General features: G+C 64.0%; 9 protein-coding genes. 5 read left to right on the forward strand and 4 right to left on the reverse strand.

Annotation, left to right across the window (positions count from 1 at the left end):
• Positions 1 to 42 precede the first annotated feature (42 nt).
• Positions 43 to 1,059, reverse strand: a complete 1,017-nt coding sequence (locus tag E3O19_RS02965; protein WP_134565123.1) for an NYN domain-containing protein — start codon at positions 1,057 to 1,059, stop codon at positions 43 to 45.
• A 781-nt stretch (positions 1,060 to 1,840) separates the two neighbouring features.
• On the opposite strand from E3O19_RS02965, the gene E3O19_RS02970 reads away from it, so the two are divergent.
• On the forward strand, positions 1,841 to 2,092 hold the full coding sequence (locus tag E3O19_RS02970) for a hypothetical protein (RefSeq protein WP_134565124.1): 252 nt from the start codon (positions 1,841 to 1,843) through the stop codon (positions 2,090 to 2,092).
• Positions 2,093 to 2,353: 261 nt separating this feature from the next.
• Entirely contained in the window at positions 2,354 to 3,028 is a 675-nt protein-coding gene (locus E3O19_RS02975) for a hypothetical protein (RefSeq protein WP_134565125.1), read from the forward strand.
• A gap of 250 nt (positions 3,029 to 3,278) precedes the next feature.
• Here the strand turns inward: E3O19_RS02975 and E3O19_RS02980 are convergent, their stop codons facing one another.
• The 3 genes from E3O19_RS02980 to E3O19_RS02990 form a co-directional block, all read right to left on the reverse strand.
• Positions 3,279 to 4,649, reverse strand: a complete 1,371-nt coding sequence (locus tag E3O19_RS02980) for a hypothetical protein (protein WP_134565126.1) — start codon at positions 4,647 to 4,649, stop codon at positions 3,279 to 3,281.
• Between the two features lie 68 nt (positions 4,650 to 4,717).
• Positions 4,718 to 5,308 carry an RNA polymerase sigma factor gene (locus E3O19_RS02985; RefSeq protein ID WP_241981156.1) on the reverse strand — a complete coding sequence of 197 codons (591 nt, stop codon included), beginning with the start codon at positions 5,306 to 5,308 and terminating at the stop codon, positions 4,718 to 4,720.
• Positions 5,309 to 5,476: 168 nt separating this feature from the next.
• Positions 5,477 to 7,261 (reverse strand): chloride channel protein, encoded by a 1,785-nt coding sequence (locus E3O19_RS02990; protein WP_134565127.1) that lies wholly within the window; start codon positions 7,259 to 7,261, stop codon positions 5,477 to 5,479.
• Between the two features lie 84 nt (positions 7,262 to 7,345).
• On the opposite strand from E3O19_RS02990, the gene E3O19_RS02995 reads away from it, so the two are divergent.
• The 3 genes from E3O19_RS02995 (at position 7,346) to E3O19_RS03005 (ending at position 11,476) form a co-directional block, all read left to right on the forward strand.
• The gene (locus tag E3O19_RS02995; RefSeq protein WP_134565128.1) at positions 7,346 to 7,819 is read left to right on the forward strand and encodes a MarR family winged helix-turn-helix transcriptional regulator; all 474 of its coding nucleotides are present in this window, start codon (positions 7,346 to 7,348) and stop codon (positions 7,817 to 7,819) included.
• Between the two features lie 70 nt (positions 7,820 to 7,889).
• Positions 7,890 to 8,861, forward strand: a complete 972-nt coding sequence (locus E3O19_RS03000; protein WP_198413843.1) for a cytochrome c oxidase assembly protein — start codon at positions 7,890 to 7,892, stop codon at positions 8,859 to 8,861.
• A 65-nt stretch (positions 8,862 to 8,926) separates the two neighbouring features.
• Entirely contained in the window at positions 8,927 to 11,476 is a 2,550-nt protein-coding gene (locus E3O19_RS03005; protein WP_241981157.1) for a transglycosylase domain-containing protein, read from the forward strand.
• The last annotated feature ends 325 nt before the right edge of the window (positions 11,477 to 11,801 follow it).

An 11,801-nucleotide genomic window follows, 5' to 3' on the forward strand; every position in this document is an offset into this window, starting at 1 on the left:
CCTCGAACACCGCCTGCTCGGCCCACATTCGCGGGCTGCTCGTCAGCGTCTGCCGTTTGTCTCGGGGCGCAACCGAATCAGACGCTGCGGGCCATCCTCTTCCAGCTCGGCCAGATCGCCGCGCGAGGAGAGAAAATCGGTGAAAGAACGGTAGCCGAGCGGCTTCTCGTTGAAGGAGGGGTCCATCCTGCGCATCTGGTTCTTGACCGTGCCCGTGTTGAGCCACTCGTCGGCGTCGCCTTTCGCGTGACCGATCTGCAGCGCGCGCACGAGGAGCTCCGTTGCAATCGTCTGCGGGTCGGTGTCGTCAGCCGGCTCCGTCTCGTCGAATCGCGCGTCCTCGGTGTGCGAGAACATCGGGACCGTCGTGAACTTGTGGGTTTCACCAGTGGCCGCTTTGGGTTGCGCATCGGCGGGTTCTGGCGCCTTCTTGCCGGCCCTGGGCCTCTCGGCGGGTGCGGCGGGCGCCGTTGCGGTGACCTTCTCGATTCCGGGGAGCGAGTTGTAATCCTCGAATTCATCGCAGGCCGCCGCGAGTGAGGTGCTCGTCGACCCGGCGACACCGATGCCGACGACGTAACGGCCGAGTCGTTTCGATTTCTGGGCGAGGGCGATGTAGTCGGAGTCGCCCGCGACGATGATGACGTGGGTGAGGTCGGGCAGCCGGAAGAGGTCTTCGACCACGTCCACGGCAAGACGGATGTCGGCCCCGTTCTTCGTCCCCCTCGTCGTTGCGGTGAACAGCTGGGTGAGGTCCACCGCTCGAGACATGAGCTGGCGTTGGTAACTCGCGTTGACGGGTACGGACCAGTCGGCGTACGCCCGGTTGACCACCAGGGCGCCGAATGACGCGGCGAAATCGATGATGGCGTTGAAGTCGACCGTCGCGGCGGCCAGCCTCGCAGCGATCTCCGGGTCGGCATCCGGGCTCGATCTGTCGAAATCGCGGATGCCGTCGCGCTGGAAGGCGTTTCGCCCGTGCAGTTGCTGATAACGCGAGATGACGATGTTATCGAAGTCAATATAGAGGCCGACTCGAGAATCATTCGGTTCGGTCATGGTGATCTCCTTAGCCGTAGGCGGAAGACTCAAAAGCGATCCGGTAGCTCCAGTCTGCTGCGCGCGAGGCCGTGAGAGCAACTCGCGTGCGGAGCACGCCCGGCCGAACAACGCTAGGAGGCTCCGCAGTGGGTCCAGATCATACGAAGCGTAGAAGATCGGCTGGCTGGCCACCGCGCCGGCGGGCGACCGGCCCATGACGCCGGCTTCGTCGCGCAACCCGAATGCGAGGATGAGCAGGGCCACGGCAAGGAGAATCGGCACCGTCACGTGAACCCACGAGTACAGCGTGATCACCTGTCCGGGGAATCAGGCCAGGCTCGGGAACCGGACGCCGAGGCGGGGGTGCGATTTCGGGTCAACCTGGAGGCGGAACTGGCGGACGTGACGCCGCAGTTGTCCAGTCGATCGTGCGAACCGAATCACTTGGCCGCGGCCGGATCTGGCCTCGAGAAGTACGCGTGCACCCAAAGCGATAATCTGGGTTGTGGCGGAGCAGCCTCTGTGACGCAGTCGCCACAAGCGGTGGCGCTGCCGATGCGACGTTGTACCGGCGGCGCGATGACTTTCAATACAGAAACAGGGTGCGCTGTTGACGACCAAGATGCCGCAATCATGGGGCGCACGGCGAATGACCGCCTCGTGGGGACCGCTTATCGGTGAGGGATTCTGCAGGGAGTACTACCCCGTACGTCTCTTTCTGGTCCGATCCGCAATCGCGCTCCCAGCTGAACTCATTCTCCTGGCAATCGCTATTCCCGCCTTAAAGGGATCGAGCCTCATGGCGCTCATGTCCGTTGCCCTGTTGGTCATGGCCCCGGGGTTCGTCGCCCTTGGCGTGGCACTTCATCGGCTCCAGATTCTCGGACGCCGCTTTGCTGCCGATCTGAATCGAGGCGGCTATCCCAGTGATCGCCTCGCGCCGCTGAGAAGCACGGACCTGTTTGAGCAATGGCGCGTGCGGAACAACATCCCCACCGAGGCGATCATTGGCATCGGAAATCGCAACTACGACGACAGCGAAAGAAACTAAGCGAACTGACCCGTTTTGGTTCAACCCAACTTTGGAGACTCTTCAACCTCGTGAGTGCTGAGAATGCTCTCAGCGCGGGAACCAGACGAGTCCGCCGGGGTATGCCTGATCGGACCTTTACCCAAACTGACGTCCACAAGCATTGCTCGGACGCTGTGGTTGAGAAAAACTCGAATACGCGTCCAAACCGAGGTAGTGTCCGCTACGAACTGTTTATGACCAGCGGGACCTCCTCGTTGGCCGATCACCAAGGAGAAGATCGTGAAACGATACAGAATGGGGATTCTCGGGGCCTCGACCGTTGCGTTGCTCGCCGCGGCTGCATTCGGATCCACCGCAGCTCAAGCGCACAGTCCTGAACCCACAGGTGCTGACCGAACGGTGACTCTGAACGCCAATCTCGCGGAGCTCAACGGCTCCGGGGCATCCGGAAACGCGACCGTGGTAATTCGCAACCAGAAGATCGAGCACGTGGAAGTGCACGCTTCCGGGCTGACACCAAGCGCTCCGCACGCGCAACACATCCACTTCGGCAACCAGGCGACACACGAGTGCCCTACCCTGGCGCTGGACACCAACGGTGATGGTCGTCTGAACACCGTGGAAGGCATTCCGGCGTACGGACCGGTCGTCGTGTCGTTGACCACGACGGGCGACACCACTCCGGCAAGCTTGCTGGCCGTCACCCGTTTCCCCGTTTCTCAGGACGGCAGTTTCGACTACAGCCGCGACGGCATCCACATCACCAAAGTGGCGGGAACCGGAACGGCCAAGGAAATCGCGGATGCCATCCGCGAGGGCGAGGGCGTCGTCGTGATCCACGGGATCGACTACAACGGCAACGGCTCGTATGACTTCGGCCAGGGTGCGAGTGACCTCGACCCGAACCTGCCGGCGGAAGCGACGGATCCGGCCGCCTGCGGCGTGCTGCGGTAAGACACACACCCAGGAACCCTTCCCGGGCATGAAACGCGGTGGACCGTCTTCCGAGACGGGCCACCGCTCCGCTTACTGCCAAAGTGTTATCTTCCAAAGTTTCACGCACGAGTTCGATAGACCACCGAAGAGAGCTCCGATTCGTCAAGACGTGAAGGTCGTCGTCTGGCCGCGTGACGGCGGCCCCTGCTCAAACACGGGCCAGCTTCTCAAAAGTGGGCCGTGAGCCGAAACGGATGCCGTGCTCGGGCTACTTCGTTGCGAAGTCGAGCTTCGAGTCGGCGACGGCGATGACCGACCATGTGCCGCCGTCGGCATTCCTGAATTCGTAGGCCGGGACGATGAGCGCGCTGCCGTTGGGCTGCCACTGGGTCGTGAGACCGAGTCGCGCGCTGACGATGTCGACCTTGGTTACGGGCCACGACAGCAACGTACCCGCTGCGGGGGTCGCCGGCGGCTCGGTCGGCGGCTCGGTGGGCGGCACCGACTCAGTGGTCCGCAGTGTCTTCTGGGAACGCAGGGCGATCGGTACGCCTGTCATCTGGGTGCCGAACCGGGGGTCAGAGAGCCGTTCGAACGCTGCCGTTTCACTGACGATGGCGTAGTCGCCAAGCGGAACAATGTCGGCAAGCGCGCCGGACGCGCTGTACACGCCAGCAGCCGTGAGCTCGAGGCCCCAGGGCGAGTCGATGCGCCGCCCGTCGACGACAGGCCAGGCCTGGGCGCTTCGCGTGAACGAGCCCTCCCCCGTGTCTGAGGTGTATTCGAACGACCCCGGGTCTCGCCCTGCCGAAGCGATCAGCGAGCGCAACGCGGCGATCGCGGTGTCCTGGTTCGGGAGATCAGTGGGCGGATCGCACGGCTGGGTCGAGTTGGCCTCCTGGCCGCACTGCCACGGGTTGAGCTGTGGATCGGTGAAGTAGAAGCTGAGCATTCCATCGAGACTCGCGGAAAGATACGGTGCGGTGCCGTCTTGCGCGCCCACGAGCCAGGAGCCGTCCACCTTTTTGGCGGTTCCTTGGACTTGGAGCGCCGTGGCGAGCGCGGTCACCCGCTCAGTGTTGGATGCGATGCGCGCGTTGAAGCTGTACGCCGACGCCTTGCCCGCGGTCGTTGACAGGCCAGAAGAACTGAAGCTGCTGTGGCCGGATCCGACGGGGTATGCGATCTCGGACCTACCGCCAGCCGACATCTTCGATGGTGCACCGGAAGGAGCGCCGGCGAAGCTGCCATGGGCCGTGCCTCCCTCTGTCACTGATCCGCCGCTTCCCGCGCCCTGCAGCGAAATGGCGGGGACTGCGCCGTCTGCGAGCTTCGTGGCCTGACCGGCCGACGCTCCAATCCCAAACCCAGCACCGCCGACGATCACGAGTGACGCGGCGACCGCAACGAACTGAATCCACCGGGGGCGCCGGCGCGCACGCGCTGCACCCAAATCAAAGACCGAGGCTGACTCGGCGGCGGGCTCGTCGAGAGTGTGCGCGAGAGAGTCTGCGACCACGTCGTCGGCGAATCCGGGGCGGAGCTCAACGCCGGCCGCTGGGTCTGCGGCGCGCAGCCGGGCGAGCGGGTCGAGCTCGTTGTCGTCGTTCATCTTGTCCCTCTGGTCCATGTCGTTCATATTGTTCACCCTCCGTGAGTGCGGTTCGACTACGGATATGTGCGGGGCGTATCAAATCTTGCGGGCGCTTAGAACGAAAGTCGTTCCGTCCATGCCTCTTGCAGCCGTTTGCGGGCCCGCGAGAGTGCGGCATCCGATCCGGAGCGGGAGATGCCGAGCACCTCGGCCAGTTCCGTGCCGTCGAGACCTTCCCAGGCGTGCAGGAGCAGGATCTGACGGTCGCGTTCGCCGACGCTTTCAAGCGCACCGCGAAGCTCTGCGTCGAATAGCGCGCTCAGTTCTGGATGTTCGCTTACGCGCACCGTGCCCGTTTCGGGGACCTCGTCGACCGGGAGGTCGATGAGTTTGCGGCGATGGTTGGCGAGAGTGAATCCTGCAGTTCGATAAAGCCAGGGCAGGACGGCCTCAAGCGGGACATCGTCGCGTCGGCGCCAGGCAACCGCCAAGACCTCGGCGGCGAGATCCTCGGCGTCTTGACGTGGGCCGCGGCGCGCAAAGTAACGTACGAGCGCGGCGGAATGCTCGCGGACCACTGTGGTGAACCACGCCGCATCCGCGTTATGGTCGGGGGCAGGTAGCGTCACAGGCAAGGCGGTGCCCGCGGGTATCCCCACGCCCTTATTTACATCGGCGGCTGCTGTAGTGCTGTCGATCGTCACATACTGAATGTGTCAGATCCGTCGCGAATCTTGCACGAATGCCGAAAATCGCCGATTGCGCAGAGAATCTCTCGTGCAACGTCGACTCGGGGCAGAAACGGCGCGTCTCGGTGGGAGTCGTAGGCTCGGGTGAGCACCGACGTTGCTCAGATTGTAGGCCCTCCCGGGTCAGGGTTTGGCAGTCACCGTTCGGAGCAAGGCATCGAGGGTGACCCAGCCTCGGAGCATCCCGTTCGAGTCAACAACTGGCAAGCCATCGCTCTCGCTTGCGGCCAACACCGAATCCAAAACGCTGTCCAGTGTGTCGTCCGGATTGACGACGGACGGCGTCTGGACCAAAGCACTGAGGGTAATCGCACCGCTGTCGTCGTCGTTGCCGAGTGAATCAGCGACGGCAGTCACCGTCACGACTCCGATGAACTCGCCACTGCCATGAAGGACCGGCAGGGCGCGCCTGCCCGACCCGAGCATTATCCTGGCCCCCTCTGCTGGAGTGAGTCGGGAACTCACCGCGTCGGGCGCGTCCGTCATCACCTCACGCACGAGCGTCGAATGCAACAGGATGCCGCCGGGGCCACCGTCTACGTTCACCCCACGGCGGCGAAGTTTGAGGGTGTAAATCGTGTCGTTCGTGAGGAACCTGGAGACTCCCGTCGCGACCACGATGGCCAGCAGGAGAGGCAGGATGATCGAGTATTCCCCGGTCAGCTCGAACAGGATGATGGCGGCGGTGATCGGCGCCCGTGTGGCGCCCGCGAAGACCGCCCCCATGCCGACCAGGGCAAATGTGCCAGTCTGCCCGGCGAAGACGGGGAACATCGCTCCGGCGACCTGGCCGAATCCCGCTCCAAGCATCGCGCCGATGAACAACGAGGGCGCGAACACCCCGCCGGACCCGCCGATCCCGATGGTCAGGCTCGTGGCCACGATCTTGCCGACGAGCAACAGCGCCAGGAAGCCGAGTGCGTACCCGCCCTGGACTCCCCTGTCCAACACCGGGTAGCCGACCCCGTACATCTGTGGCAAGGCGAAGAGCAGGAGGCCGAGGAGGAGTCCTCCGGCGACCGGGCGCAGCCATTCCGGCTTCCCCCGCCACGCCCAATCGCAGGCATCCTCCACGGCGTAGAGCGTTTTTGTGAACCCGACCGCAACGAGACCGGCCGCGAACCCGAGCACCGCGAAGAGAGCGAATTGCGACGAATTGACGATGGCGAACGTCGGCAGGGTAAGAAACGGATGATCGCCGAGGAGCGACCGACCGACGATGGAGGCTGTGACCGAGGAGAGAACAACGACGCCGAACGATCGAGCCGCGAAGTCGCGAAGCAACAGTTCGAGGGCGAAGAACACACCGGCGATCGGCGCGTTGAAGGTGGCGGCGATGGCGCCGGCGGCACCGCAGGCGACCAGAGTGCGTAGATGAGATTCCGGCATACGAGCCGCGCGCCCGAGGCTCGAACCCAGCGCCGAACCGATCTGCACGATCGGACCCTCGCGGCCCACGGAGCCACCGGAGCCGATCGTGATGGCCGAAGCGAGCGACTTGACGATCGCCACCTTTCCGGGGATCCGTCCGCCTCGCTTCGTGACGGCGTACATGACCTCCGGGACGCCGTGGCCGCGGGCCTCCGGTGCGAACTTGTACACCAGGGGCCCGTAGAGTAGCCCGCCGACGGCCGGTGCGAGGATGACGAACGCGCCGCCCAGCCACGGAAGCCAGGGATTGGCCGGATGTCCCTGGGTGGCGGAATAGTCGACCGTTCCGGTGAAGACAACGGTCGCCGCGGCCACCAACCATCGAAAGGCGACGGCGGCGAACCCGACACCCGCCCCGACCACGACCGCCATGAAGAGCAGTCGACCCGATCCGGTGCTGACCCGATCGAAGGAGGCGTTGACTGACCGCAGCCAGGAGGACAAACGTCCCCGCGGGCGCAGAATGGGCTGTGCCATCAGGACTCCAAAATGTGTATAATTACAACAGTTGTATATGTGCAATTATCACGTTATCACTTTTCAAGAACGGAAGTCCGACCGATGGATGCAGCCAGCACGGCCGACGCGCGGGCCGCCGACGCGACTCTCGCCGCCTCTCGGGCCCTTCTCGGAGTGGTCGCCCGCTCGATGGTGTCGGCCCTGGAGGTCGTCACGTTGCCGCAGTTTCGCGTGCTGGTTGTGCTCAGCGCGGCGGGCCCGACGAGGATGGGCGCAGTGGCGGAACGGATGGGGGTTATCCCTTCCACCTTCAGCCGGTTCATCGATCGCATGGTTGCCGGAGGCTGGGTGGAACGCACCTCAAGCCCGGACAGCCGGCGCGAGGTGCTCCTTGAACTCACCCCGAGCGGCCGGAGACTCGTCGACGAGGTCACCGAGCGCCGGAGGGAGGGCATTCTCGCCGTTCTCTCGGCTATGACGGACAAGCAGCAGGGCGCGGTGCACCACGCACTCCAGGCATTCGCAGACGCGGCCGGGGAACCTCCGGCTGCAGATTTGTTGACCCTTGGGATTTGATCCGACTCCGCTCCCGCTTCCCGACACGGGCGGGCGCGCGCCGGCACACGCCATGTCGGGTTCTATGTGGATGCCGACGCAAGCGCCGACCCTGCCGAATCTGCTGGGTTGGCACCTGCAGCCGGTTCCCGTGCTGCCCGCACTGGCGATCCTTCTGGCGGTCCTGTATCTCGGGGCGTTGTGGCATCTCCATCGCACCGGAACTCGCTGGCCGGTTCAGCGCACCGCCTCGTGGATGCTCGGTGCAGGGACGCTCGTTCTGGTGACCGCCACGGGTGTGGACGGCTACGGGATGGAACTGTTCAGCGTGCACATGGTTCAGCACATGACACTGAGCATGCTCTCGCCGGTGCTGCTCGCGCTGGGGGCGCCGATGACCCTGCTCGTGAGGGTCCTCCCCGCCAGACAGGGCGGAGGCTGGAACCTGCGCAAAGGGCTGCTCAACCTTCTGCACAGCGCGTTCGCACGGTTCCTGACGCATCCCGGAATCACGACGAGCCTGTTCCTGATGAGCTTGTACGGGCTCTACTTCACTCCCGTCTTTGATTTCTTGATGGGCAGCATGTGGGGGCACAACCTGATGCTGGTTCATTTCCTGTTGATAGGGATGCTCTACTTCTGGGGCATCATGGGCGTGGACCCGTCGCCCCGGCAGGCCTCGCGTGGTGTGCGCAGGCTCGCCACCCCGGTGCTGGCCATCCTGGAACTGTTCATCACTGTTCCTTTCCACGCTTTCTTCGGCGTCATCGTCATGATGTCGGTGGCCCCGATCGTCGGTTTCTACGCGCACCAGGTTCCCGGCTGGAATATCCGTCCATTGGCTGACCAGGCGATGGGCGGCGGCATCGCGTGGGGGTTCACCGAACTGCCGACCCTGCTGGTTCTGGGCGCACTTTTCATGCGTTGGCAGAGTTCGGCAAAACGCCGTGATCGTTTCGCCGATCGGAAGGCAGCGAAGAACGGTGATGCCGAGCGCCTGGCCTACAACGCGTATCTTGCCGCGATCGCTACCAGGGACGATCGCGGCGGATCGACGCCGTGATGGGACCGACGGCGAAATCCCCCAACCCTATGCTCGCGGCCGATTGATCCGGAGGACACCACCACATGATGATGAACAATGCCTCAACTCCTCCACTGACCGTTCGCGGAGCGCTGGGCGGCTTCCTCGGTTTCGTCGCGATGAGCGCCGTTGCCGGCATTCTCGCGACCGTCTCGGTGACTCCCGCGCTGGCCCTGTCAGGGTTGGCAGCCACGAATGCAGTCGCCATGTTCGAGAACCTTCCGGGCTACCTCGCGCTCGACCAGCTCTCCCAGAAAAGCAACATCTACGCCAAGCAGAGTGACGGTACACCGGTCCTCCTGGCCTCGTTCTACGACCAGAACCGGGTCGAGGTGTCGTGGGATGCGATCAGCGCGTTCGTCAAGGATGCCGCCGTCGCCGGTGAGGACCCCCGCTTCTACGAGCACGGCGGCATCGACCTGCAAGGCACCGTGCGTGCGACCCTCAGGACCGCCACCGGCAGCGCCACGCAAGGCGGATCCTCCATCACCCAGCAATACGTCAAGAACGTGCTCGTGCAGAAGTGCGAAGTCCTCACCGACGAAAAGGCGCAGAGCTCCTGCTACACGGCCGCGACAGAGACGACCGTCGATCGCAAACTCAAAGAAATGAGGTTCGCGATCGGCCTGGAGAAGAAGTACTCCAAGCAGGACATACTCCGTCAGTATCTGAACATCACCGGCTTCGGCGGGACCGTGTACGGAATCGAAGCGGCCGCGAACTACTACTTCAACACAACGGCCTTGAATCTGACCCTGCCGCAGGCCGCCAGCCTCGTCGCAATCGTGAACAACCCGGTCAAATTCCAACTGGATGAACCGGCCAGCAGCACGAACGGCGCAGCCAACGGTTATGCAGCCAACAAGAGTCGCCGTGATTACATCCTGGGCGAGATGCTCACCCTGCACAAGGTCAGCCAGGCCGATCACGACGCCGCCGTTGCCGCCCCGATCGAGCCCGACATCACGGAGCCCAGCACCGGCTGCAAGACGGCCGGGGCCAACGCCTACTTCTGCGACTACGTCACCAGGCAACTGCTCCATGACCCGGCATTCGGCAAGGTAGAGGACAGGCGGCTCCTCAACTTCCGGCGCGGCGGCTACAACGTGTATACAACCCTGGACCTCGACCTGCAAAACGCGGCGGTCGCCACTCTCACGGCCAACGTCCCCAAGACCTTTCCCGGATGGGACGTGGGCGGCGTGGTCACGAGCGTGCAGGTCGGCACCGGACGAGTGCTCGCGATGGCCCAGAACAAGGACTACAGCCAGGATCCTGCCGTTCAAGCCACCGGAGCCAATTACACCGGCATCAACTACAACACTGATTACCAGGACGGCGGATCCCGCGGCTTCCAGCCCGGGTCGACCTACAAGGTCTTCACCCTGGCGCAATGGCTGGCGGACGGCCACGCGCTCAGCGAACGCGTCAACTCCCGGCGCACCAGCCACTGGGGCGCCTTCCCAGACAGTTGCCGGGGCCCGCAAACCTATCCAGGCTATGACCCGAAGAATGACTCCGGCGGTGAGAACGGGTCGCGCTACAGCGCCCTGGAATCGACGATCGAGTCGATCAATACCGGCTTCATCGGCATGGCAAAGAAACTCGACCTCTGCGCCATCCGTAAGCGGGCCGAGGCGTTCGACGTGCACCGCGCCGATGGCGGCGCGCTGCTGCAAAGCGCAGCGACCGTGATCGGCACCAATGAGATCGCACCTCTGACCATGGCCGTCGCCTTCGCCGGCATCGCCAACAACGGCACGACCTGCACTCCGGTCGCCATCGACTCGATCACCGGACCGGGCGGCGCGGATATCCCCATCTCGAAATCCGACTGCACCCAGTCGGTTTCGCCACCGGTGGCCGCGGGGATGACCTACGCGATGCACCGGGTCATGACCGAAGGCACTGCGAGTCAGTCCTACCGGGATACCTTCCCGAGGGTCCCCATGATTGGAAAGACCGGAACAACCGATGGTAACCAGGACACCTGGATGAGCGGGGCCAGTTCGAAAGTCGCGACGGTGGTCGGCGTGGTCAGCGTCACGGGGGGAGCCAATCAGCGCGGGGTCTACTTCGATAGCGGGCAGGCCGCGACCGCACGGCATCGGATGTGGCCCGATGTCATGTCGGTCGCCAACGCCAAGTACGGCGGGGATGCCTTCGCCAAGGCATCGGATAAGACCGTCTACGGTGTCCCCGTGCCTGTGCCGGACTTGCGCGGAAAATTAATCAGTGAAGCGCAGGGTGCCCTGGATTCTGCGGGATTCACTCTCACAGACGGCGGTGCCACTGCCTCGGAATTGCCTGCGGGAACGGTCGTGCGATCGGCCCCGGCCGGTGGTACGAGGAGCAACCCCGGTTCGAGCGTCACTGTCTACACGAGCGACGGGTCTCAGAAAGCGCTGCCCGACGTCGTCGGCTTGCGCGAAGGTACCGCCAGGGCCCGGCTCAGCGCCTACTCCGTTGTCACCGTCGACGAAGTCGTGACCGATCCCAAACAGGTCGGAACAGTTACGGTGATGACGCCCGGTGCGGGAACCCTCGCCCAGAAAGGTGACAGCGTCAGCCTGAGCGTTGGCACGCTCGGCTGAATCCCCGATCCGACGCCCCCCTGGCACGAAGACGAGTTCGGCAACGCCTTGAGCCAGGTCCGCACCGTCGAACCGGCTGGAGTCACTCTGGTCTGTGTCTCGTCCGAGCGTGCCGTCCTCATCGACACCGACGATGTCCTACCCCGGTGTCCATCATCCGAACTCCTCCGGCACGTGCACAGCTGGCCCGTGCCTCGCGGTGGGCCTCACGATCGCTGTGTTTTGTCAACTTTTAACCGGCCATTTGAGCGCTAATTAACCTGCCATTGTGGCGCGGTTTCCGGCCATTTGATCAGGTGGTCAGAATGGCTGGTTTGTGGGGTCG

Origin of the sequence: Cryobacterium algoritolerans (assembly GCF_004402785.1) — a bacterium.
In the GTDB taxonomy this organism is placed as follows: domain Bacteria; phylum Actinomycetota; class Actinomycetes; order Actinomycetales; family Microbacteriaceae; genus Cryobacterium; species Cryobacterium algoritolerans.